The following is a 22409-nucleotide window of genomic DNA, read 5'->3' as shown; positions in this document are numbered from 1 at the left end:
CATCACCGCAGGGCTCACTGCCGCAGTGCCTCCAGCCACTGCGGGACGCGCGGACTGACCCGCAACAGTTGCATCAGCGTGGTGGCGGGGCGGGTGTACCACAGGTCGCCGTTCTCGTGCGCCTCCGGCTGCCGGGTGAGGTAACGGGTCGCGTTGTCCAGCGTGTACGCCAGCACCCGCAGGGTCAGCGCGTCGTCTGCGGTGCCGGTGGCCTCGTGGTATCCGGCGAGCAGGTCCGGCACGGCCAGCGGCCCGGCGTAACTGAGGTCCAGGGCCGGGTCGCCCCACCCGGCGTCGCCCCAGTCGATCAGGGCGCTGACCGCGCCGTCATCCGTGACCATCAGGTTCCCGGCGTGCAGGTCGTCGTGCAGGAAGGCGAGGCGTGCGGGCGGCGGGTTCTCGCTCAGGAGGCGGGCGGTCAGGCCGGTCGCCCAGTCCGCCTCGGCGGTGCCCAGCCGCTCGCCGGTCAGGACGCGCGCGCGGGTGCGGGCCGGGTCGGGGGGCGTGATGGATTTCAGGTGCCCGTGCGGGTCGGGTGCGCCTTCCACGCCCGCGTGCAGGGCGGCCAGGGCGCGGCCCGCCTCCCGCCACGCGCGGGACAGGCGCGGATCGCCGTGCGCCCAGCCCAGGCCGTCCAGGCTGCCGCCCGGCGCGAAGGCGTACACGCTGACCGGCGCGTCCACCACCGCCCGTGAATCGTCGAAGACCAGCAGTTCCGGCGTCGGAATGCCCGCCCGCACCGCTGCGGGCACGGCGACACTCTCGGTCAGGGCGTCCGCTTCGTCGCCGGGCAGGGGCACGCGCAGCACCACGTCCTGCCCGGCGCGGCGGGCGCGGTACACGCGGTTCACGATGCCCACGCTGGGCAGGCGCGTCAGGAGCCCATCCAGGCTGAACTGCTGCGCGAAGGCCGACAGCTCGGCGGGGGTCAGGTCAGGCAGGGCAGGCACGCGCCCCAGCATGCCGCGTAGGCGACCCGCCGGGCATCCGCCAGGTGGCGGGTACACTCCGGGGCATGCAGGCACTCGTGGACGCCATTCGGCAGCAGGGCGAGATTCTCCCCGGCGGCATTCTCAAGGTGGACGGACTCGTCAACCACCAGCTCCTCCCGCACCTGACGCGCGAGATGGGGGAGACCTTCGCGCGGCACTTCGCGCCCCTGAACCCCAACAAGATCGTGAACATCGAGGTCAGCGGCATCGCGCCCGCCATCGCCACCGCCATGGTGCTGGGCGTGCCCATGGTGTACGCCCGCAAGAAGAAACCCGTCACCATGAAGGAACCCGCGTTCACCGCGCAGTCCGTCAGCCGCACCAAGGGCGGCGTCGTGGACCTGTACGTCAGCAGCGAGTTCCTGGGCGCAGACGACCGCGTGGTCGTGATCGACGACTTCCTCGCGTCGGGCGGCACGCTGCGCGCCCTGGCGGGCATGATCGACGTCAGCGGCGCGCAGCTGCTCGGCATCGGCTGCGTGGTGGAAAAGCAGTTCGAATCGGGCCGCGAGAAACTCGCCGACCTGAACGTCCCCATCCACACCCTGGCGAACATCGTCCGCATGAGCGAGGCCGCAGGGATCGAGGTCGAAGCCGGACGGTGAAGGCGGGCGCAGGGGACGCCGTGGGGGGCGGGCGGTACAATGCCCCCCATGAGTGACCACTACCAGCAGGATGGCTTCACCGTCACCCCCGAACTGAGCGCCGAGCGCCAGACCCGCTTCAACGCGGCCCCCGAACTCGGGGACGGCATCGAACCCGGCAAGAGCTACCGCGCCGTGCTGGAAACCAGCAAGGGCCGCATCGTCGTCGAACTGTTCGCGGACGACGCGCCCGTCACCGTGAACAGCTTCGCGTACCTGCTGCGCCACCACTACTACGACGGCATCAAGTTCCACCGCGTGATCGACGGCTTCATGGCGCAGGCCGGCGACCCCACCGGCACCGGCGCCGGCGGCCCCGGCTACGACTTCGAGGACGAACCCAACGACCACCGCCACCGCGGCAAGGGCATCCTGAGTATGGCCAACCGCGGCCCGAACACCAACGGCAGCCAGTTCTTCATCACCTTCGTGGACACCCCCCACCTCGACGGCCGCCACACCGTGTTCGGCAAGGTCGTCGAGGGGCTGGACGTGCTCGACCGCCTCACCCGCATCGAGCCGGGCCGCCTGGGCACCGCCGACGTGATCGAAACCGCGTACCTCGTCGAGAAGTAAAGAAGTAGAAGGTCGAAAGTTGATGGTAGATGGATCGGGGCACCCCCCAGTCCATCAACCATCAACTGTCGACTATCAACCCTCTTCGGGTGTGGCGTCCACCGCGCGGCGTACGAGCGGCATGATCGTGAGGCCCTGCACGGCGATGGTGAACAGCACGATGGCGTACGTGACGGTCACGAGGTGCGTGCGGTACGGGCTGTCCGGCAGGCCCAGCGCGAGGCTGATGGCGATCCCGCCGCGCAGGCCGCCCCAGGTCAGCAGGCGCACCGTGTACGCCCCGTAGCCCTCGCGGGCGCGCACGAGGGCGAACGGCAGCGCCACGCTGATCCAGCGGGCGGCGAGCGCCACGCCGATCAGCAGGACGCTCGCGAGGATCTGCGCGCCGGTCGTCTCGGTCAGCAGCACGTCCAGGCCGATGAACGCGAACAGGACGATGTTCAGCACCTGATCGATGGTCTCCCAGAAGCCCTCCACGAGTTCCTGCGTGCTCGGCGTGAACAGCGTGTGCTTGTACGCCGAGATCACCAGCCCCGCCACGACCATCGCCAGCGGCCCGCTGATGCCCAGCGCGGCGGCCGCCACGTACCCACCCACGACCAACGCCAGCGTCAAGAGGATCTCCACGGCGTGCTCCTTCACGCCGCGCAGCAGCACGAAGCCCAGGCCGCCCAGCAGCGCCCCGAACGCCAGCCCGCCCAGCGCCTCCTGCGCGAACAGGCCCGCCACGCCCGCCGCGCTGACCTCCGCGCCGTGCCCACCCAGGCCCGCCGCGCCCGCCAGCGCCAGGAAGATCACCACGCCCACCCCGTCGTTGAACAGGCTCTCCCCGGCAATCAACGTCTCGATCTTCACCGGCACCCGCGCCCGCTTCAGCAGGTCCAGCACCGCCACGGGGTCCGTCGGGCTGATCAGCGCGCCGAACAGCAGCGCCCACATCAGCGGCACGTCCAGCCCCACCAGCGCGAACACCCCGTACGCCGCGAACCCGATCAGCGCCGTGCTGATCAGCGTGCTCAGGAACGCCAGCAGCAGGATGCTGCGCCGCTGCCGCAGCATCTGCCGCGCATTCAGGCTCAGCGCCCCCGCGAACAGCAGCACGCTCAGAATCCCGTTCAGCACGAACTCCGTGAAATCCAGCGTCTCCAGCACCCCCGCCGCCCACCCCCGCAGGCCCGGCAGGCCCAGCGCGTCCAGCACGATCAGCAGGATGCTCGCCAGCGCCCCCGCCAGCGTCACCCCCACCGTCGTCGGAAAATGCAGGAACCGGTCGTTCAGGTACGCCAGCAGCGCGGTCACGCACAGCAGCACGGCAAAAGCACTCAGCATCCCCCACACCATACCGCCCGCCGCAGGGCACGAAAAAACGCCCCACAGGGGGGCGCTTTCCGGCACGGAAGGATCAGTCCCGTTCGCGTTCGCGTTCGGCGTTCAGCTGCGCCTGCAGCTGGGCCTGACGCTGCCGCACGTAATCCTGATGGAACCGCTGCTCGTCGATCATGTTCGTGCCGACCGTGAGTTTCCCGGTCGCCAGTTCCCGCATCGCCTGCGTGACCAGATTCCGCGTGCGGACGCGCTGCTCGACCGGCAGCACGCTCGGCGCGCCACTGCGCAGCTGCAGCGCCCGCTTGGCGGTCACGACACTCAGTCGGTACTTGCTGTCGGTCAGTGACAGCAGCTTGTCAATATCTCGTTCTGCCATGATGCACAACCTCCCTGGAAGCCACCGGACCCTGCACCGGTATCAGCCCCCCACTCTAGCCCACGCGCCGCGCCCCGGCCAACCCCCGCCCGCACAGTTGCGCGCAGGGGCGCGAGGGGCTCAGGCGTTGTACGTCGTGCTGGCCGTGTCCCCGCCGCGCCCGGTCCAGTTCGTGTGGAAGAACTCCCCGCGCGCCCGGTCCGTCCGCTCGTAGGTGTGCGCCCCGAAGTAGTCGCGCTGCGCCTGGATGAGGTTCGCGGGCAGCACCGCCGAGCGGTACCCGTCGAAGTACGCCAGGGCGCTGCTGAACGCCGGGACGGGCACGCCCCCGCGCACGGCGGCCGCCAGGGTGTCGCGCCACGCGCCCTGCGCGCCCTGCACCGCGTCGCGGAAGTACGGCGCGACGAGCAGGTTCGGCAGGTCCGGCTGCGCGTCGTACGCCTCCTTGATGCGGTCCAGGAACGCCGCGCGGATGATGCACCCGCCGCGCCACATCTGCGCGATCCGCCCGTAGTCCAGCGTCCACCCGGCGTCCTGCGCGCTCAGGTGCAGCAGCTGGAAGCCCTGCGCGTACGCGGCGATCTTGCTGGCGTACAGCGCCCGGCGGACGCCCTCCACGAACGCGTCACGGTCAGCGGGCGCGGCGAAGGTCGGGCCGCTCAGGACCGCGCTGGCGGCCACGCGCTCGGCCTTCAGGGCACTCATGGCCCGCGCGTACACCGCCTCGGTGATCGTCGCGGCGGGACTCCCGGCGTCCAGCGCCGCCACCGACGTCCACTTCCCGGTGCCCTTCTGCCCGGCGGCGTCCAGGATCACGTCCACGAGGGGCTGCCCGGTCTCGTCGTCGGTCTTGCGCAGGATGTCGGCCGTGATCTCGATCAGGTAGCTGTCCAGTTCGCCCTCGTTCCAGCGGGCGAAGACCTCCCCGGCCTCTGGCGCGCTGAGCCCGGCGGCGCGCAGGAGCTGGTAGCTCTCGGCGATCATCTGCATGTCGGCGTACTCGATGCCGTTGTGCACCATCTTCACGAAGTGCCCCGCGCCGTCCGGGCCGACCCAGTCGCAGCAGGGCGTGCCGTCCGCCACGCGCGCCGCGATCCCCTGGAAGATGGGCTTCACGGCCTCCCAGGCCTGCTCGTTCCCGCCGGGCATGATGCTCGGGCCGGTCAGGGCGCCCTCCTCGCCGCCGGAGACGCCGGTGCCGATGAACAGCAGCCCCCTCTCTGCCAGTTCGCGGGTGCGGCGCGTGGAGTCCGCCGGGTGGCTGTTCCCCCCGTCGATGATGATGTCCCCCTCGGACAGCAGCGGCGTCAGGTGCCCGATGAACTCGTCCACGGCGGCGCCCGCCTTGACCATCAGCATCACGCGGCGCGGCGGCTTGAGCAGCGCCACGAAGGCCGGCAGGCTGTCCGCGCCCAGGATGCGCTGACCCCGGGCGCGACCCCCGGTAAAGGCGGTGACCTTGCTGACCGTGCGGTTGAACGCCGCGACCGTGAAGCCCCGGCTTTCCATGTTCAGGATGAGGTTCTCGCCCATCACCGCCAGTCCGATCACGCCGATGTCCGCCTGCCCGCCTGCCGCCTGCACGTCCGAGGTCATGCCGCAAGTGTACGGCGGACACCAACGCCGTCATGAGGGCGCTGTCCGCACAGCCCCGCCCCCTCTGTCCCCCCCACGCGCCCGGCTCACCCTTCGCGCGGCGGGGTGCGCTAGCCTCCCGGCACCCATGCCCCGCCCCCCGCTGCGCGCCCTGCTCCTGCCCCTCCTGCTGGGCGTTCCCGTTCCCTCCGCAGCCCAGAGCGCGGCCCCGGGCACCCCGGCACCCAGCACCCCCGCACCGGGTACACCGGCGCCCGCTGCGGCCCCTGCGCCCGCCGCCCCGACCGCTGCTGTCCCGGCCCCGGAGGCCCAGCCCGGCTCGGCGCTGCGCGGCCTGTGGATCGACGCCTTCGGCCCCGGCCTGAAGACCCCCGCGCAGGTGAATCAGACCGTGCAGGACGCCGCGCGGCTGGGCGTGAACACCCTGTTCGTGCAGGCCATCCGCCGCGCCGACTGCCTGTGCCTGAAGGCCAGCGTGCCGCCCATCAGCGACGCCGACCTGACCCCCGGCTTCGACCCGCTGGACGCCATCACCACCCAGGCCCACGCGCGCGGCATGCGGGTCATCGCGTGGCTCAGCGTGACCGGCGTGGCGAACACCACCGTCCCCAACACCAGCGCCGACCACCTCATGCGCGCCCACGGACCCGACGCGGGCCGCGCGTCCTGGCTGGCCCGCCGCCCCGACGGCACCTGGCTGGAAGGCAAGGACGCCTGGCTGGACGCCGCCATTCCCGACGCCGCCGAGTACATGACCCAGGCCGCCGTGAGCCTCGTGCGGCACTACCCCGTGGACGGCATCCAGCTCGACCGGATCCGCTACCCGGACGGCGGCGCGTGGGGCTACGACCCCAAGACGCTCGCCCGCTACCGCGCCGAGAGCGGTCGCCCCGGCACACCCGCCGCCACCGACCCCACCTGGCAGGCCTGGAAACGCGAGCAGATCACCAACCTCGTGCGCCGCATCACGCTGGAGGTCAAGGCGGTGCGCCCCGACGCCTGGATCAGCGCCGCCACCATCACCTACAACGACGCGCCCGCCGACCTGGACGGCTTCCGCAGGACCCGCACGTACACCGACGTGATGCAGGACTGGCCCACCTGGATGCAGACCGGCCTGCTCGACCTGAACGTCCTCATGAACTACAAGCGCGATACGGTGACGCCCCAGGGCGCGTGGTTCGACCGCTGGAACGCGTTCGCGCAGCAGGTCCAGACCCGCCCCGACGGGCAGCGCGTCGCCCTCGCGTCAGGCACCGCCATGTACCTGAACGCCCCGAAGGTCACCGCCGCGCAGGCCGCCCGCAGCGTCAGGGCGGGCCTCGGCTGGGTCGGGTACTCCTACCGCACCCCCACCGCCGACGTGTACGGCCAGCGGCAGGACACGCCCGCCGGACTGGGCGCCGTGCAGGCCGCCCTGACCGCCCCCGGCGGCGTCCTGAACACCCCGCGCCCCTGGACGGAATCCCCCGTCACCACGCGCGGCCTGCTGGGCCGCATCACCGGCGCGGGCACGCCCGGCGGCCAGACCGTGCAGGTCCTGCGTGACGGCAAGGCCATCGCGCAGGCGCAGACCGACGCGCTGGGCTACTACGGCTTCGCCACCCTGACCCCCGGCCCGGTCGAGGTGCGCGTCAGCGGGCAGCGCTGGCTCGACCGCGTGCCCGAACGCGGCGTGGTGCGCCTCCCGGACCTGCTCGTGCGGTCCGTGCAGATCATCCCCAGCCTGCCCCCCGCCAGACCCTGACGGCAGCCCGCCCCGCGTTCATGTACCACTGATACGGATTCCGTCTGTTTCGTTGACAACCCGGAAGGGCGCCGGGTTGCCAACTCCACGTCCGGAATCCGCTTTTCTCCTGCTCGCATCCGCTCGGATCGAATGGTCTTTGCAGCCCATTCAATCGGAGTCCGTATGATGTCCCGCGCCGATGTCCGGGGCAGCCGACCCGCCCGGGCAGCCCGCCGGGTACACTCCCGGCATGACCGACACCGGCCTCTCCCCGCAGGAATTCCGTCAGACGCTGGGCCGCTTCGCGAGCGGCGTGACCATCATCACCGCCAGGGGGGACGAGCGGCGCGGCATGACCGCCAGCGCCTTCGTGTCCGTCAGCCTCCAGCCGCCCCTGATCCTCGTCAGCGTGGACACGCGCGCCCACATGCAAGCCCTGCTCCTCCAGGACGACGTGACGCACTTCGGCGTGAACGTCCTGTCCGCCACGCAACGCCACCTCAGCGATCACTTCGCCGGACGCCCCGGCCCCGAGGATCAGGTGCCGTGGTTCGAACACGAGGGCCTGCCCCTGATCGGCGGCAGCGTCGCGCAGCTCGTGTGCCGCAAGGACCGCGTCATCGAGGCCGGGGACCACACGCTGTTCCTGGGCTTCGTCGAGTACAGCCGCTACACCGACGACGACCCGCTGGTGTATTTCCGCGGGCAGTACCACGAACTGGGGTAACACGAACCGGGGTCAGCGGCCAGGGTGCACACCGGCGGCCCTGGCCCGCCGCCCATAATGGTCCCGTGCCCCCCTAAGCGCTGCAACTGCTGATCGCGCTCGTGCTCGTCGGCGTCACCCGCCTCGTCGCGTACCCGCTGACCGTGGGGAGCGGCGTGGTGGACGCCCTGGACGCCGTGCTGATGATGCTGGCCCTCGTGAACCTGCGCCTCGCGTGGACGGGCGCGAACGCCTCGGGCGGCGGACGCGCCCCGGCGTGGTTCGTCGTGGCGGGCCTCGTCACGGCGGGCCTGATCACCCTGGCGATGGTCGCGGCCCTCACGCCCCGCGCCGCCTGACCCGGAATGCGCCTGATAAGGACTCCGGTTGAAAGGTTTGCAAAAACTTTCAACCCGAGCGGAGCGAGTAGGAGACAAACGGGTTCCGGGCGTGGAGTTGGCAGATCGGTGATTTTCCGATCTGTTAACGAAACAAACGGAATCCGTATGAGACGCCTGCCGGGTTTGCGCGGGGCGCGCCCCAGCGCTGGGCTAGACTCCGGGGCATGATTCGCCTCGCCATTCTCGCGGACCTGCACGCCAACCTGGCGGCGACCCTCGCGGTCCACGCAGACATTCAGCGGCGCGGCCTGACGGACATCTGGGTGCTGGGCGACCTGGTCGGCAAGGGACCACGCCCGCGTGAAGTGCTGGACTGGACGCAGGCGCACGCCACCCGCGTCATCCAGGGCAACTGGGACGCCCGCGTCGCGGGCGCCACGCACCGCCCGCAGGACCTCTGGCCGCGCAGCAAACTCAGCCCCGAAGGGCTCGCGTACCTCGGCGCCCTCCCGTACGGCATCGAGGAACAGTTCGGCGGTGCCTGGTGGCGCTTCGTGCACGCCAGCAGCCGCGGCCTCTTCCACCGCCTGTACCCGCACAGCAGCCTGCACGACCAGCTGGAAGCGTTCGCGCCCAACGCGCAGTTCGGCCTGACCGCCCACGCGGACGCGTTGGTGTACGCCGACATGCACGAGGCGCTGATGCTGGACGTCGAGGGCCGCCCCCTGATCAACTGCGGCAGCGTCGGCAACCCGCTGGACTCCACCCTGCCGTGCTACCTGGTGCTGGAATTCGACCCGCACGGCCCGTCGCACAGCGCCACGTACGTCCGCCTGACGTACGACCGCGACGAGGAGATCAGCGCCGCCGAGGCCAGCGGCATGCCGTTCACCCGCGAGTACGTCGCGGAACTCCTGACCGGCGCGTACCAGAAACGCCGCGCCCGCACCGGCGAGTAGTGGCGTGCGGCCCCTGTTCGAGTTCCAGCTTCAGGACCTCGGGGTCGTGCGGGACGGCTGGGGGGCGCGCATTGCGGCTGAATTCCCGGAGTCGCGTGTCGAGACGCTGCTGTATGAAACCGGTTGGGGGACGTATCACCTGAACACGCCGGGCGGCCACTTCCCGCAGGTGGATTCCGCCTGGCAGGCCGCCTTCGTGCAGCGGCAGTGGGAGGCGTGGGGCCGGGCCGCCGCTCCCGAGGCGCTGGAGGGCCGCTGGAAACAGGACCGTGAGCGGCGCAGGTCGCAGCACAGCGTGCTGGACTTCGCCGAGAAACTGGGCGGCGCGGCGGGCCTGACCCTGAGGCACCTGCCCGCCCCGCTGGAGGACTGGATCGCCTCGGGCTCCTGGGCGCGCTGGATGGCGAACCTGCGGCGGCAGGTCGAGGCGACCGGCGAGATCCGCCCGTCAGAGCGGCGTGCCAGGAAGCGGCTGATCAAGCGGCTGGACCGGGATGTCGAACCGGCCAGGGTCGAGATCGCGTACGCGCACGACAACGTGAGCACGACTTTCTACGTACGCTTCCGGCCCGTGGGGACCGACGTGCTGGTCTCGTGGCATCCCCCGGACGAACCGGACGACGATTCGTGGCGGTCCTGGTTGCCACAGACCGGGCAGCTGACCGTGCCCGCCGACGAGTTCCACGCTCAGGTGCGGGCGTTCCGGGACGCCGTGCGGCTGGAGATGGGGGGGCGCCTGCTGACCCTGGCCGGGCAGGGGGCCGCGACGTTCAGCGAGGCGGCCCTCGGGAAGCACGTCCTGAGCCGCGACCTGGGGCCGGTCGAGGTGGCCGCGCCACTGGAACCGGCCGCCGTGCTGGCCCGCGTCCGCTGGATGGAAGTGACGTTCGGGGTGCGCGTCGAGGACTGCTGACGGGACAGAGGGAGGGTCGCCCTGAGCGGTCGTCATGCCCTCACGTTCTGCCCTTATCCTGGGCGGCATGCGCCGCGCCTTCCTGATTGCCGCCCTGCTGGGTCTGACCGGGGCGGCGCAGGTGGCCGCCCCCGCCGCGGAGGCGCCGGTGACGCTGCACCTGTCGCGCGAGCCGGGCCTGAGTGCGGGGGTGCGCGCGGCCCTGCGGGGACTGCCGGGGGACGTGGAGACGGTGGTGCTCGTGCAGGACCTGCGGACGCGGGCGGTGCTGGAGGCGCGGCAGCCGGACCGGGCGCTCATTCCGGCGAGCACCACGAAACTGGTGACGGCCGCGGCCGTGCTGGACGAGCGGGGCGGCGCGGGCGGCTGGTGGAGTGCCGAGCTGACCGTTCCGGCGGCGCAGGTGGGCCGGGCGTCGGTGAAGGCGGTGACGCTGCGCGGCAGTGGCGACCCGACCCTGAGCGTGGCCGACGGCGCGTACAGCCTGCGGGCGCTGGCGCGGCAGGCGTACGCGCGGGGACTGCGCGAGGTGGGCGAGGTGCGCGTGGACGACCTGGGGTTCGACTCGGCGGCGTGGGAGGTGCCGCTGGGGGCGCCCATGACGGCGCTGCGGCTCGCGGCGTGGCACGACGATCCGCCCGTCTCGGCGCAGGCGGCGCGGGAGCGGCTGGGCGCGGCGCTGACCGCGCAGCTGCGTGCGGCGGGCGTGCGGGTCACGCGGGAGGACGTGGGGCGCGCCGCTCCGTGGCAGGCGTGGGTGCCGCCCGCCCGGACGGATGACCAGGGGCGGGTGCTGCCGCCGGATCCGGTGACGCCCGCCGCTGCCCGCCCGGAGCAGGGAATCGCCAGTGTGCGCAGCGCGTCGCCGTTCCGGGTGCTGGCGGCTACCCTGCGCCCCAGCGACAACCTGCGTGCCGAGGAACTGCTGGGCACCCTGGCGCACGGCGCGAACGGCACGCTGCGTGGGGCGCTGGCGCGCGAACGGGCGTACCTGCGCCGCATCGGCGCGGACCTCAGCGGGGTGGAACTGCACGACGGCAGCGGCCTGAGCCGCGACAACCGCCTGAGCCCGCGCGTGCTGGTGGCCGTGCTGCGCGAGCAGTTCGACCTGCCCGCGCCGCTGCCCGGGAAGGCGGGGCTGCCGGAGGCGCTGTACCGGGCGCGCGGGAACGCGTTCGCCGAGGCCCTCCCGCAGGCGGGAACGGGCGAGAACGTCCCGGAGCACGACGGGCGCGGCGGGACGATGGCGCTGCGGCTGCGCGGCGCGGGCCTGGACGTGCGCGCCAAGACCGGCACGCTGCCCGGCGTGAGCGCCCTGGCCGGGTTTGTGACGGGCCGCAGCGGGCACGTGCTGGCCTTCGCGGTGATCATGAACGGCCCGGAAGAGACGCCGATCCTGACCCTGCGGGCCGTGCAGGACGACGTGGTTCGCGCGGTCGCGGCGGCGCACTGACCCCGGGCCCCCCACCGGAGGGGGCGCGGCCGCGCTTCATGCAGCGGCTCGGCCTGATCCCCTACACTGCGGGGCGTGACGACTGATGCGGGCATGAACGTGGTGGTGGCGACCAGCAACGCCGGGAAGGTCCGGGAGATCGAGGAGGCCCTGCAGGGCACCGGCTGGACCCTCAGCCCGCTGGGCAGCCTGCCCCTGCCGGACGAGACTGGCGCGACGTACGAGGAGAACGCGGCCCTGAAGGCCTGCGCCGCCGCGCTGATGACCGGGCGGCCCGCGCTGGCGGACGACAGCGGCATCGAGGTCGAGGCGCTGGGCGGCGAGCCCGGCGTGTACTCCGCCCGTTACGGCAACCGCGACAACGACGTGGAACGCAACGTGTACCTGTTGGAGAAACTGCGCGGCGAGAAGAACCGCCGCGCGAAGTTCGTGTCCGTCGTGATCCTGGCGTACCCGGACGGGCACCTCGAAACGTACCGCGGTGAACTGCCCGGCACGCTGCTCGAAGGCCCGCGCGGCGCGAACGGCTTCGGGTACGACCCGCTGTTCGTCCCGGACGGCGACACCCGCACCCTGGCCGAGATGACGGTGCCGGAAAAGCGCGCGGTCAGCCACCGGGGCCGGGCGCTGGCGGCCCTGCGTGACGCGCACCGCAGCGGCCTGCCCGAACGGGACGTCACCCCGATCGTCTGACCGGATCTGAACGCGTGGGGCCACCTCTGACTTGGGGGTGGCCCCACGTTCATGTTCCGCTGACGGCCCTTGCAGCTTTCCTTCACCCTGGGCCCCGCGTTCCAGTTGCCGCCCCGGGCGGCTGGGTACGGTGGGCGGCATGAGCGCATACCGGAACGTACTGGCGGGACTGATCGGCGGGGCCGTGGGCACACTGGCCATGGGGCAGTACTGGACGCGCGTGGCGCCACTCGTGGAAGGCAGGAGCGAGGACGGCGGCGATCAGCGGAAGGAACCGGAGAAGGACGAGCATTCCATCTCGGTGATCGGGCAGCAGCACCAGCCCGGCGAGAGCAGCACCGCCGCCATCGGCCGCGTCGCGTACGAGAAGACCGAGGGGCACGCGCCCGGCAGGCAGACCCGCGCGGCCCTCAGCGAGGCGGTGCACTGGGGCATGGGCATCGGCAGCGGCGCCCTGTACGGCGCGCTGGCCGGGCGGGGCAACCCCGTCAAGGGCGCGGCGTTCGGCGTGGGCCTCTGGGCACTGGTGGACGAAGGGATCGTGCCGCTGCTGGGCCTGCAGGACGGCCCGGCCGGGACGCCCGCGAAGGGCCACGCGAACCGCCTGGGCGCGCACCTCACGTACGGACTGGCCCTGGGCGTGACCGCGCTGCTCATTGACGCGCTGCTGCCCGAGGACTGAACCGGGGATGACTGAAGCGGGCCGCCTCCCGGACAGGGGAGAGCGGCCCGTTTCGCTGGCGGTCCTTAAGCTTTGGCGTGCTCGCGGACGTCGTTCTTCAGGCGCATCAGGATGGCGCCCATCCCGCGCAGGCGCATGGGGGTGATCAGTTCGGTCAGGCCCATGTCCATGTAGAACTGGTCCGGGATGCTCAGGATCTCCTCGGGCTGCGCGCCGTCCAGCGCCTCGTGCAGGATGCCGGCGTAGCCGCGGACGGTGGGGGCTTCCTCGGGGACCTTGAAGTACAGGTGCATGCCGCCCTGCTCGTCCTGCTCGGTGACGAGGAAGAAGGGGCTGGTGCATTCGGGGACGGGCTGGAGGAACTCGGGGTGCTCGAGGTACTTCTCGGGCAGGCCGGGGAGTTTCTTGCTGTATTCCAGCAGGGCCTGGAGGCGCAGGGGTTTGGGGGCGCTGCGGAACATGCTGACGATGCTCTGGAGTTTTTCCGGCAGGGCGGGCGCGGCGTCGGTCATGCGCGGAGTGTAGCGCCGCCCCCGGGGCGGGATTGGGTGGGCCTGTCCAGTTGACCTCTTTTGTCAATAAGTCGGGAGTCAGGGTACAATCCTGGGGCACTCGGCAGTTCCACCCCCACTCACAGGAGGCACCACACCATGGACTACGCGAAAGACGTACTCGTCAGCACCGACTGGGTCGAACAGAACCTCAACACGCCCGGCATCCGCCTGATCGAGGTGGACGAGGACATCCTCCTCTACGACACCGGCCACGCCCCCGGCGCCGTGAAACTCGACTGGCAGGTCGACCTGTGGCACCCCGTCGAACGTGACTTCATCACCCCCGACAAGGTCAGCGACCTGCTGGGTCGCCTGGGCATCCAGGCCGACGACACCATCGTGCTGTACGGCGACAAGAGCAACTGGTGGGCCAGCTACGCCTACTGGTTCCTGTCCTACAGCGGCATCAAGAACACGATGAAACTCATGAACGGCGGCCGCCAGAAGTGGGTCGCGGAGGGCCGCCCCACCACCACCGACGCCCCCAGCGTCGAGGCGACCAGCTACCCCGCCCTGACCCGCGACGACAGCCTGCGTGCCTACCGCGACGAGGTCAAGGCCCACCTGGAGAGCGTCAGGGGCGGCACCGGCGCGCTGGTGGACGTCCGCAGCCCCGACGAGTTCAGCGGCAAGGTCACGCACATGCCCAACTACCCGCAGGAAGGCGTGCTGCGCGGCGGGCACATCCCCGGCGCGCGCAGCATCCCCTGGGCGAAGGCCACCAACGAGGACGGCACCTTCAAGTCGGCCGACGAACTCAAGGCCCTGTACGAGGGTGAGGGCGTCACCGCCGACAAGGACGTCATCGCGTACTGCCGCATCGCCGAACGCAGCAGCCACAGCTGGTTCGTGCTGCGCGAACTGCTCGGGTACCCCAAGGTCCGCAACTACGACGGCAGCTGGACCGAGTGGGGCAACGCCGTGGGCCTGCCCATCGAGAAGAGCTACAGCGAGGCGTAACCCCCCCACCCCGCACCCCCGGCCACCACAGGTCGGGGGTGTTGTCATGCCGCCACAGCACCGGTCACCGGGGACAGAGGTGCACTTTGCCGGGCGAATGAAGCCGCCGTGTGACGGTGTCACTCTGGACGCCGTCCCGGATCGGCGTGCGTCCGCCCCCGTTCGGGGGTATGCTGCGCTTCGTTTCACCAACTGATTCAGGTTTCACAGCAATCGATCCGTCTGCCTGCCCCGTCTGCCTGCCCCGCCCGCGCGGCGGCGTGCAGACCGCCACCCCCGGAGGAACACCCGATGCGCCGCCTTGCCCTGTGCCTTAGCTTGACCCTGATGACCGCCACTGCCCCGGACGCCGCCGCCCAGACCGCCCCCACCACCCCGAACACTGCGGGGCCCCAGACGGCCGCGCCGTTCCTGCCCGGCGACGCCCGCCCCGACGCGCCGGAACTCGCCGCGCGCGGCAGCTTCGCGGTGGGCGTGCGCACCGTCACGCTGGTCAACCCGGGCCAGCCCGACCTCGCCCGCGCGCCCCAGAGCGGGCCCGTGCCCCGCGCCGACCGCCGCCTGACCGTGGAAGTCTGGTACCCCACCGCGAACGGCGCGAAGGAAACCGTCACGTACACCGACACCCTGACCAGCGGCAAGGCCTTCACCTTCGACGGCCGCGCCGCCCGGGACGCCAAGCCCCTGAGCGGGCAGGCGTTCCCGCTGGTCATCGTGTCGCACGGGTACACCGGGAGCCGCTACCTCCTGACGTACCTCACCGAGCACCTCGCCAGCCGCGGGTACGTCGTGGCGGCCATCGACCACACCGACAGCACCCACGACAACCGCGGACCGTTCAACAGCACCCTGGTGAACCGCGCGCCCGACATCAACTTCACCCTCGACCAGATCGCCAAGCTCGGCGCGCCCGGCAGCGGCTCCCCGCTGAGCGGCACCCTTGACGCCAGCCGCGCGGCCGTCCTCGGGTACTCCATGGGCGGCTACGGCGCGCTGAACGCCGCCGGGGCCGGGTACGCCCCCAAGGTCGCGGCGCTGCTGCCCGGCGGGACCCTGACCCCCCGCCAGACCGGCGCGTTCACGCCCGACCCACGCATCCGCGCCGCCGTCGCCTTCGCGCCGTGGGGCGGCCCCAGCGCCGCGCGCGGCCTGGGCGTCCCCACCGGCGAGTACGGCTTCTGGGACGCCAGAGGGCTGGAGGGCCTGAAAGTCCCCACCCTGTTCGTCGTGGGCGACCATGACGACGTGTCCGGCTTCGAGGAAGGCGTCAAACCGCTGTTCGAGAACGCCGTGAACGCCGACCGGTACCTGCTGGTGTACCAGAACGCCCGCCACAACATCGCCCCGAACCCCGCGCCCAGCCTGCCGGGCCTGAGCTTCGCCGACCACGAGCACTACGCCGACCCGGTGTGGGACAGCGCCCGCCTGAACAACCTCAACCAGCACTTCGTCACCGCCTTCCTGAACCTGAACCTGAAGGGCGACGCGGGCGCCGCCGCGTACCTGAACGTCCCCACGCCCATCGCCGCGAACGCCACCGGGCAGAACGCCTGGAAGGGCTTCGCGCCCCGCACCATGCTGGGCCTGGAGCTGTACCACCTGCGCCCCCGCTGACGTGACCGACATCCGCCGCACCCTCTACCACGTCCAGGCGGGCGGGCAGCACCTGCGCGTGCACCTGCTGCGCAGCGGCGCCGTCCGCCTGGACCTGGACGGCGTCACGCACGACGAACCCACCCTGGAAGGCGCGCTGGACGCCGCCGCCGCGTGGCCCGCCGTGCCCGGCGCCCTGTACGGCGCGCTGGCGTGGGAACTGGACCTGAGCGCCACCCGCGGCGGCCCGTGGACGCCGGACAGCCCGCCCCCCTGACGCGCCCCGCCGGGTCGTGAAGAACGCCACAGGACCGCGCCCGGACCGGGGGATACCCACCCCCACCCCGGGCGCGTTACCCTGAAACGCGATGCTGGTCCTGCTGATCACCCTGCTCCTGCTGGCCGCCGCCGCGTTCGCCTGGCGGGCCACGCGCCGCGCCGCGCCCCCCACCCCCCCGGCCGCACCCGCACCGGTCACGTCCGAACCGGCCGCGCCGCTGCCCATTCAGGACGTGCGCCCCACCGCGCCCACGCTGGTCGTGTCCGGCGGGAACACCGACCTGCTGCACGACGCGCAGAGCGAGATGCTCGCCGACGTGGACGCCGCGCAGCTGCAACGCCTGATGGCCGCCGTGCCCGAGGACGTCATGGGCCGCGCCATCGGGCAGGAGGACCTGACCAGCCACGCGCCCGTCACCGCCGAGCAGCGGCAGGAACTCCAGGGGCTGGGCAGCGCCCTGGACGACCTGGACTTCTGGAACATGGACGGCAAGGACCCACCCAAGGCCTGACGCCCGCCGAGAATTGCCCCGGAGCTTTCCGGTAGAGGCCGCCCCGGAGTGCGCGGCACAATGCGGGCATGACCCTGCCGTACGCGCGTGACTTCATGCTGGGCCGCATGTTCGCGGCGGACGCGGCGTTCGACGGGCTGTTCTACACCGGCGTGACGAGCACCGGGATCTACTGCCTGCCGTCCTGCCGGGCCCGCAAGCCCCGCGCGGAGCACGTGCAGTTCCACGCGTCGCCCCATGAGGCGCGCGCGGCGGGTCTGCGTGCCTGCCGCCGCTGCCACCCGGACGCGTACCGGGGCGTACCGCTGCCCGAGGCGGCGCTGCTGGCCGCGCTGGGCGGCGTGAGCGTGCCCGACGTGCCGGGCGTGCGGGCGCTGGCCGATGCGCTGCACCTGGGCGAGAGTGCCCTGCACGCCCAGTGGCGCGACCTGTTCCAGGTGACGCCCGGCGAGTGGCTGGCCCGCGAGCGGGTGCGGCTGGCCGCGCGAGCCCTGCGGGACAGCGGGCGCAGCGTGGCGGAGGTGGCGTTCGCGGTGGGCTTCGGGAGTCTGTCGGCGTTCGGCGCGCAGTTCCGCCGCGGGATGCACCTGACCCCGCAGGCGTGGCGGTACGCCGGGACGGGCGGCAGGCTGACGCTGACCCTCCCGGCGGGGTGCCCGCTGGAGGTCGTGTGGCGCGACCTGGGCCGCGACCCGGACAGCGTGACGCAGCGGGTGGAGGCGCAGGCTGGCCGCGTGGCCTTCGCGTGGACCCTCCCCGGCGGGCCGCAACGGGTCACGCTGCACGTCACCGCCGGGCAGGTCGAGGTGCACCCGGACGTCCCCGACGCCCTGACGCCCACCGACTGGGAGGCGCTGCACGCCCTGACCGTCCGCGCGCTGGGCCTGCACGCGCCCCTGGCCGGTGGCGACTGGCCGGTCCCGCTGGTCCCGCAACCCTTCGACGGGTTGATCTGGGCGGTGGCGGGGCAGCAGGTCACGTTCGCGCAGGCCTGCCGCATCCGCCGCACGCTGACCCTGCGGTTCGGCACGCCTGTCGCCGGGGGCCTGACCGCGCCGCCCACCGCCGCGCAGCTGGCCGCGCTGGACGACGCCGCCCTGCGCGCCTGCGGCCTGACCGACGCGCGCGCCGCCCTGCTGCGCCGCCTCGCCGGGCGGGTCGCGCGGCATGAACTGAACCTGGACGCCCTGGCGCGCGGCACGGTCGGCGCGGCCCGCCGCACGCTGCTGGCCGTGCCCGGCATCGGCCCCTGGACGGCGGACTACGTGCTGCTGCGCGTCCTGGGCTTCCCCGACGTCGTGCCCGAGGGCGACGCCGCGCTGGCCGCCAGCCTGCGCCGCACCCACGCCCTGCCCGCACGGCCCACGCCCGCGCAGGTGCAGACGCTGCTGCAGACGCTGCTGCAGACGCACGCGCCGCGCCGCAGTCAGGCCGTGCTGCGCGCGTGGCACGCCGCTCTCGACCCCACGTAACACCTCTCGTTTTCGCTATCCGGCGCCACGACGGGGCCGGATGACCTTTCCCCATGTCTTCAGGAGCCCACCCATGATCCGACCCGACCACGCCCGCACCCTCCACCTCGCCCACCGGGAGGGCCTGATCCTCCCGAACGCCTGGGACGCCGCCAGCGCCCGCACCCTGGAGCACGCGGGCGCGCCCGCCATCGGCACCACCAGCGCCGGGATCGCCTTCGCACTCGGGGAGCCCGATGGGCAGGCCGCGCCCGTGGAGGACCTGCTGGACGCCCTGGCCCGCATCGTGCGGGCCACCTCCCGGCCCGTCACCGCCGACCTGGAAGGCGGGTACGCCCCTGACCCCGACGGCGTCGCGCGGATCGTCACCCGCGCGCTGGGGCTGGGCGTGGCGGGCCTGAACCTGGAGGACGCCACCGACACGGGCACGCTGCGGCCCGTCGAGGACCAGGTCCTGCGGCTGCGCGCCGCCCGGCAGGCCGCCGACACCCTGGGTGTGCCCGCGTACCTGAACGCCCGCACCGACACGTACCTCGCCGGGTTCGGGACCACCCCCACCGAACGCTTCACGGAGACCGTCCGGCGCGGCCGCGCGTACCTGCACGCCGGGGCGGACAGTGTGTTCGTGCCCGGCCTGACCGACCCCGCCACCCTGCGCGAACTGCGCGGCGCGCTGGGCGGCCCGGTCAGCGTGATGCTCCTGCCCGGCGGCCCGGACGCCCACACCCTGCTGCGCGCCGGGGCCAGCCGCGTCAGCACCGGCCCCGCGCTGATGCTCGCCGCGCTGGGCCACACCCTGACCCTCACCCGCGACCTGCTCGGCCCCGGCACGCCGCCCGCCACGCCCGGCCCCAGCTACGCGCAGGTGCAGGGGTGGTTCACAGCAGAATTCAGAGGGATTGAAGGTCTTTCTCAATCCCTCTGAATCGAGCGGAACGAGCACCTGAGAAGGACAGCGGTTGGAGGTGGAGTTGAGGGGCGTGCCTTTGGCCCCTCAATGGAACTGGAAACCGCTGTCAGTCGCCCATCAGGAGGCGCGGATTCCAGTGGGCGGCCCCGCTGAGCTGCACGCGCCGCTCGGGGTGCGCCTGCCCGTCGCAGGGGGCCTGCGCGTGCTCGGGGGCCATCAGGGGCCACACGCTGGCGACGGCCCGCCCGGCGATGTCGGCGGTGTCCACCGGGCCGAACACGCGGCTGTCGAGGCTGCCGCCCTCGCTGCGGTTGTCGCCCATCACGAAGTACGCCCCGGCGGGCACGGTGACGGCGGGCGTGTTCGCCAGCGGACTGGCGGTGTCGTGGCAGCTGGCGTCCCAGTACGCCTGCGTGCGCGGCTCGGGGAGCGGCTGGCCGTTCACGAGGACGGTGCCGCCGCGCACCTGAACCCGGTCGCCGGGCAGCCCCACCACGCGCTTGACGAGGTACGGGCGGTACGCCCAGGGGAGGGTCACGCCCCGGTACTCGCGCGTCCACTCGGCGGCGGCGCTGCGGGGCGGTTTGAACACGACCACATCGCCGCGTGCGTACGTGCCCAGCCCGGCGCGGTGCGCCCAGCCCTCGACCTTCGGGACGACCAGCTGTTCGCCGTGGCGCAGGCCGGGCAGCATGCTCGCGCCGTCCACGCGCACGGCAGTCGCGCCGAACTGCGTGAACAGCAGCGCGACCAGAACGGGCGAACCCCACTCCTGCCAGAGGGTCCGCAGCCGACCCGGGCGGGGGGGGCGAGTCACCGGCTCACCTGCGCGGCGGGTGCGGGGGTAGGCGGGGTGTGGGTGCCGAGCGCGTACGCCGCGCCGCCCAGCAGACCCGCCGCGAGCAGCCAGCGCAGCGCCAGCCCCAGCGTGTACGTCCGCGCGAAGCGCAGCGCGGTCAGGGGGGCGGGGCCCGCGTCCCGCACCGCCTGCGCCCAGGCCTGCGGCTCGTCCAGGCCGCGCACGCGGGCGTTCAGCATGTCCAGGTGCAGGTGCCCCAGCAGTTCGGCCCGCACGACCCGCGCGGCGCGGGGTGGGATCAGGCAGGTCACGCGGCGCAGGTAGGCGCGCACCGCACGTGGGGGCTCGCTGCTCACCAGAGGCCCCGCAGCGCCCGGTCGAACGCGTGGTAGCGCTCGCGACGCCGGGCGAGTTCCTCGCGGCCCGCGTCCGTCAGGGTGTACGTCCGCACCGGGGGGCCGCCGCGCGCGGGGCTGGTCTCCTGGGCGCGCAGGAATCCGGCGCGTTCCAGGCGGTGCAGCGCGGGATACAGGCTTCCCGCGTTCAGGCGGATGTGCCCGTCCGTGCCGCTCTGGACGCGCGCGGCGATGTCCTGCCCGTAGCCGCCCTCGCGTTCGAGGACGCTCAGGAGGATCAGGTCGAGGTTGCCCTTGAAGAGGTTCGGATCCACGGGTATCAGAGTCCGATATCAGCATGTGATGACGGTGAGTCGCCTCCCTCTTGCCTCCCCCTCACCTCTGCACGCGACCGTACGGTCTGACCGGGCGGCGCCCTGCCATGCTGACCGCATGACCGCCCCGCCCGCCGACGTGCCCCTGGACCTCCCGGACGCGCAGCTGCCCGGCGTGCTCGGCGCCGCCCTGGCGGGCCTGTACACCGGCGAGCCGCGCCTGCCCGCCCGGCCCGGCGGGCGCGCGGCGGGACTGGCGGCGCTGCACGCCTGGACCGGCGCCGGGTACCGCGAACGCAACCACCTGTCGGGGAACGTGTCGCGCCTGAGCATGTACCTGCGGCACGGCATGATCGGCATCCGCGAGGTCGCCGCGCCCGCCCGCCACGTCCTGCGGGGCCGCGAGCAGGACGAGTTCCTGCGGCAGCTCACCTGGGGGGAGTTCTTCCGGCTGGTGCTGCGCCAGGAGGGCGCGCGCGTGCTGGACAACCTGGAGGAACCCAAGTACCCCGCCCGCTGGACGGACGCCCTGCCGGACGATGTCCGCGCGGCGCGCACGGACCTGCCCTGCGTGGACGCCTGGGTCACGCACCTGATCCGGGACGGGTGGCTGCACAACCACGAGCGGCTGTGGTTCGCGGCGTACCTGATCCACTGGCGCGCGGTGCACTGGCGGGCCGGGTACGCCTTCTTCCGCGAGCACCTGCTCGACGGGGACATCGCCAGTAACGCCCTGTCGTGGCAGTGGGTGGCGAGTACCTTCAGCAACAAGCCGTACTTCATGAATCAGGAGAACATAGAGCGCTTCAGCGGGAGCCGCTGGTGCCGCACCTGCACCGCGAATTGCCCGTTCCGGGGCAGCTACGAGGAGCTGGAGGCACGCCTGTTCAGCGGCCGCCTGCCCGAGGAGGCGCTGTCCGGTGAGGCCGGAGCCCCGCCCCGCGCCGCGCCAGCAGAGGAGCCAGCAGCAGAGGTGGTGCCCGCGCCGATCCAGCCGACCGGGCTGGCCTCCCCGCGCGTGGTGTGGGTGCACGGCGACGGGCTGTCCGTGACGGACGCGGCCCTGAGCGCCTGCCCGGACGCCCCGGCGCTGTTCGTGTTCGACCGGCCGTTCCTGTCGGGGGTGCCCATCGCGTTCCCCCGGCTGGCGTTCATGTACCAGGGCGTGCGGGACCTCGCCGCCGCGCGCCGCGCGCCCACGCACGCGCGGGTGGGCGCGGTCGCCGGGGAACTCGCGGCGTTCGCCCGCGCGTACGGGGCGGGGGAACTGCACGTCACGCGGAACTTCACGCCGGAATTCACGCGCATCCTCGCGGGCGTACGCGCGGCGCACCCGGACCTGCGGGTGGTCGTGCACGAGCCCGAACGCCTGACGTCGTACGACGGGCCGGTGCGGCGCTTCTTCGGCTTCTGGAAGAAGGTGGAACGCGAGGTGCTGCAGGGCGCCCCCAGCCCGGACGCCCCCCGGCGCGGCCACCGCTGACACGGACTCCGGTTGAACGGTGTGCAACAACGTTCAACCCGAGCGGACTCGGAGCGCAGCGCGGCAGAGCGGGCAGGAGCGAAACGCCCCTCCGGGCGTGGAGCTGACAACCCGGTTGTGAACGAAACAGACGGAATCCGTATGACCCACCCCGGTCCTGGGGGCGGGTGTCCATCTGGCGGATGTGCCCG

At 72.5% G+C, this 22409-nt stretch carries 25 protein-coding genes; 17 read left to right on the top strand and 8 right to left on the bottom strand.

The window, feature by feature from the left end:
• Positions 1–14: 14 nt before the first annotated feature.
• Positions 15–950, bottom strand: a complete 936-nt coding sequence (locus tag DEIGR_RS13325) for a phosphotransferase family protein (RefSeq protein ID WP_160329938.1) — start codon at positions 948–950, stop codon at positions 15–17.
• Positions 951–1015: 65 nt separating this feature from the next.
• On the opposite strand from DEIGR_RS13325, the gene xpt reads away from it, so the two are divergent.
• Positions 1016–1597, top strand: coding sequence for a xanthine phosphoribosyltransferase (gene xpt / locus DEIGR_RS13320; protein ID WP_058977982.1), 582 nt, complete (start codon positions 1016–1018; stop codon positions 1595–1597).
• Between the two features lie 48 nt (positions 1598–1645).
• Positions 1646–2212, top strand: coding sequence for a peptidylprolyl isomerase (locus DEIGR_RS13315; RefSeq protein WP_083524059.1), 567 nt, complete (start codon positions 1646–1648; stop codon positions 2210–2212).
• A 75-nt stretch (positions 2213–2287) separates the two neighbouring features.
• Here DEIGR_RS13315 and DEIGR_RS13310 read toward each other — a convergent pair whose 3' ends face one another.
• The 3 genes from DEIGR_RS13310 to gnd all read right to left on the bottom strand — a co-directional run bounded on the left by DEIGR_RS13310 (position 2288) and on the right by gnd (position 5510).
• Positions 2288–3541, bottom strand: coding sequence for a cation:proton antiporter (locus DEIGR_RS13310; RefSeq protein WP_058977979.1), 1254 nt, complete (start codon positions 3539–3541; stop codon positions 2288–2290).
• A gap of 73 nt (positions 3542–3614) precedes the next feature.
• The gene (rpoZ, locus tag DEIGR_RS13305) at positions 3615–3914 is read right to left on the bottom strand and encodes a DNA-directed RNA polymerase subunit omega (protein WP_046844154.1); all 300 of its coding nucleotides are present in this window, start codon (positions 3912–3914) and stop codon (positions 3615–3617) included.
• Positions 3915–4034: 120 nt separating this feature from the next.
• Positions 4035–5510 (bottom strand): decarboxylating NADP(+)-dependent phosphogluconate dehydrogenase, encoded by a 1476-nt coding sequence (gnd, locus tag DEIGR_RS13300; RefSeq protein WP_058977977.1) that lies wholly within the window; start codon positions 5508–5510, stop codon positions 4035–4037.
• A 127-nt stretch (positions 5511–5637) separates the two neighbouring features.
• Between gnd and DEIGR_RS13295 the strand changes: the two genes are divergently transcribed.
• The 8 genes from DEIGR_RS13295 to DEIGR_RS13260 all read left to right on the top strand — a co-directional run bounded on the left by DEIGR_RS13295 (position 5638) and on the right by DEIGR_RS13260 (position 12986).
• A complete protein-coding gene (locus tag DEIGR_RS13295) occupies positions 5638–7257 on the top strand; it encodes a glycoside hydrolase family 10 protein (RefSeq protein WP_058977974.1) in 1620 nt (539 codons plus the stop codon).
• 232 nt (positions 7258–7489) lie between these two features.
• Positions 7490–7966 (top strand): flavin reductase family protein, encoded by a 477-nt coding sequence (locus DEIGR_RS13290; RefSeq protein ID WP_058977973.1) that lies wholly within the window; start codon positions 7490–7492, stop codon positions 7964–7966.
• A 101-nt stretch (positions 7967–8067) separates the two neighbouring features.
• A complete protein-coding gene (locus DEIGR_RS13285; protein ID WP_236704751.1) occupies positions 8068–8304 on the top strand; it encodes a hypothetical protein in 237 nt (78 codons plus the stop codon).
• A 206-nt stretch (positions 8305–8510) separates the two neighbouring features.
• Positions 8511–9245, top strand: a complete 735-nt coding sequence (locus DEIGR_RS13280) for a metallophosphoesterase family protein (protein ID WP_058977971.1) — start codon at positions 8511–8513, stop codon at positions 9243–9245.
• Between the two features lie 4 nt (positions 9246–9249).
• Entirely contained in the window at positions 9250–10158 is a 909-nt protein-coding gene (locus tag DEIGR_RS13275) for a DUF5984 family protein (protein WP_058977969.1), read from the top strand.
• A 67-nt stretch (positions 10159–10225) separates the two neighbouring features.
• Positions 10226–11611, top strand: coding sequence for a D-alanyl-D-alanine carboxypeptidase/D-alanyl-D-alanine-endopeptidase (locus DEIGR_RS13270; RefSeq protein WP_058977966.1), 1386 nt, complete (start codon positions 10226–10228; stop codon positions 11609–11611).
• 93 nt (positions 11612–11704) lie between these two features.
• Positions 11705–12304 (top strand): RdgB/HAM1 family non-canonical purine NTP pyrophosphatase, encoded by a 600-nt coding sequence (gene rdgB / locus DEIGR_RS13265; RefSeq protein ID WP_058977965.1) that lies wholly within the window; start codon positions 11705–11707, stop codon positions 12302–12304.
• A gap of 139 nt (positions 12305–12443) precedes the next feature.
• Complete coding sequence (locus DEIGR_RS13260) at positions 12444–12986, top strand: hypothetical protein (protein ID WP_058977964.1); 543 nt, start codon at positions 12444–12446, stop codon at positions 12984–12986.
• Positions 12987–13051: 65 nt separating this feature from the next.
• On the opposite strand, the gene DEIGR_RS13255 is transcribed toward DEIGR_RS13260, so the two are convergent.
• On the bottom strand, positions 13052–13498 hold the full coding sequence (locus DEIGR_RS13255; RefSeq protein WP_058977962.1) for a SufE family protein: 447 nt from the start codon (positions 13496–13498) through the stop codon (positions 13052–13054).
• A gap of 138 nt (positions 13499–13636) precedes the next feature.
• Between DEIGR_RS13255 and DEIGR_RS13250 the strand changes: the two genes are divergently transcribed.
• The 6 genes from DEIGR_RS13250 (at position 13637) to DEIGR_RS13225 (ending at position 19281) form a co-directional block, all read left to right on the top strand.
• Positions 13637–14500: a sulfurtransferase gene (locus tag DEIGR_RS13250; protein ID WP_058977960.1), complete on the top strand. Its 864-nt coding sequence runs from the start codon at positions 13637–13639 to the stop codon at positions 14498–14500.
• Between the two features lie 327 nt (positions 14501–14827).
• Positions 14828–16114, top strand: coding sequence for an alpha/beta hydrolase family protein (locus tag DEIGR_RS13245; RefSeq protein WP_236704750.1), 1287 nt, complete (start codon positions 14828–14830; stop codon positions 16112–16114).
• A 1-nt stretch (position 16115) separates the two neighbouring features.
• The gene (locus tag DEIGR_RS13240; protein ID WP_058977956.1) at positions 16116–16370 is read left to right on the top strand and encodes a hypothetical protein; all 255 of its coding nucleotides are present in this window, start codon (positions 16116–16118) and stop codon (positions 16368–16370) included.
• Positions 16371–16461: 91 nt separating this feature from the next.
• Entirely contained in the window at positions 16462–16884 is a 423-nt protein-coding gene (locus DEIGR_RS20430; RefSeq protein ID WP_058977954.1) for a hypothetical protein, read from the top strand.
• A 68-nt stretch (positions 16885–16952) separates the two neighbouring features.
• A complete protein-coding gene (locus tag DEIGR_RS13230; protein ID WP_058977952.1) occupies positions 16953–18356 on the top strand; it encodes a DNA-3-methyladenine glycosylase 2 in 1404 nt (467 codons plus the stop codon).
• Positions 18357–18429: 73 nt separating this feature from the next.
• Positions 18430–19281 carry an isocitrate lyase/PEP mutase family protein gene (locus DEIGR_RS13225; RefSeq protein WP_058977950.1) on the top strand — a complete coding sequence of 284 codons (852 nt, stop codon included), beginning with the start codon at positions 18430–18432 and terminating at the stop codon, positions 19279–19281.
• Positions 19282–19372: 91 nt separating this feature from the next.
• Here DEIGR_RS13225 and lepB read toward each other — a convergent pair whose 3' ends face one another.
• From lepB to DEIGR_RS13210, 3 genes are read right to left on the bottom strand one after another with little or no spacing between them, the layout of a single operon-like run.
• Positions 19373–20083, bottom strand: coding sequence for a signal peptidase I (lepB, locus tag DEIGR_RS13220; protein WP_083524057.1), 711 nt, complete (start codon positions 20081–20083; stop codon positions 19373–19375).
• On the bottom strand, positions 20080–20421 hold the full coding sequence (locus DEIGR_RS13215; protein WP_058977947.1) for a hypothetical protein: 342 nt from the start codon (positions 20419–20421) through the stop codon (positions 20080–20082). The genes lepB and DEIGR_RS13215 overlap by 4 nt, the downstream gene beginning before the upstream one ends.
• Positions 20418–20735: a PadR family transcriptional regulator gene (locus DEIGR_RS13210; RefSeq protein ID WP_058977945.1), complete on the bottom strand. Its 318-nt coding sequence runs from the start codon at positions 20733–20735 to the stop codon at positions 20418–20420. The genes DEIGR_RS13215 and DEIGR_RS13210 overlap by 4 nt, the downstream gene beginning before the upstream one ends.
• Before the next feature lie 118 nt (positions 20736–20853).
• On the opposite strand from DEIGR_RS13210, the gene DEIGR_RS13205 reads away from it, so the two are divergent.
• Positions 20854–22218, top strand: a complete 1365-nt coding sequence (locus DEIGR_RS13205) for an FAD-binding domain-containing protein (RefSeq protein WP_058977943.1) — start codon at positions 20854–20856, stop codon at positions 22216–22218.
• The last annotated feature ends 191 nt before the right edge of the window (positions 22219–22409 follow it).

The organism is Deinococcus grandis (assembly GCF_001485435.1).
Taxonomy (GTDB): domain Bacteria; phylum Deinococcota; class Deinococci; order Deinococcales; family Deinococcaceae; genus Deinococcus; species Deinococcus grandis.
The sequence above is the reverse complement of the archived record's forward strand: the minus strand, read 5'-3'. Positions and strand labels throughout refer to the sequence as shown.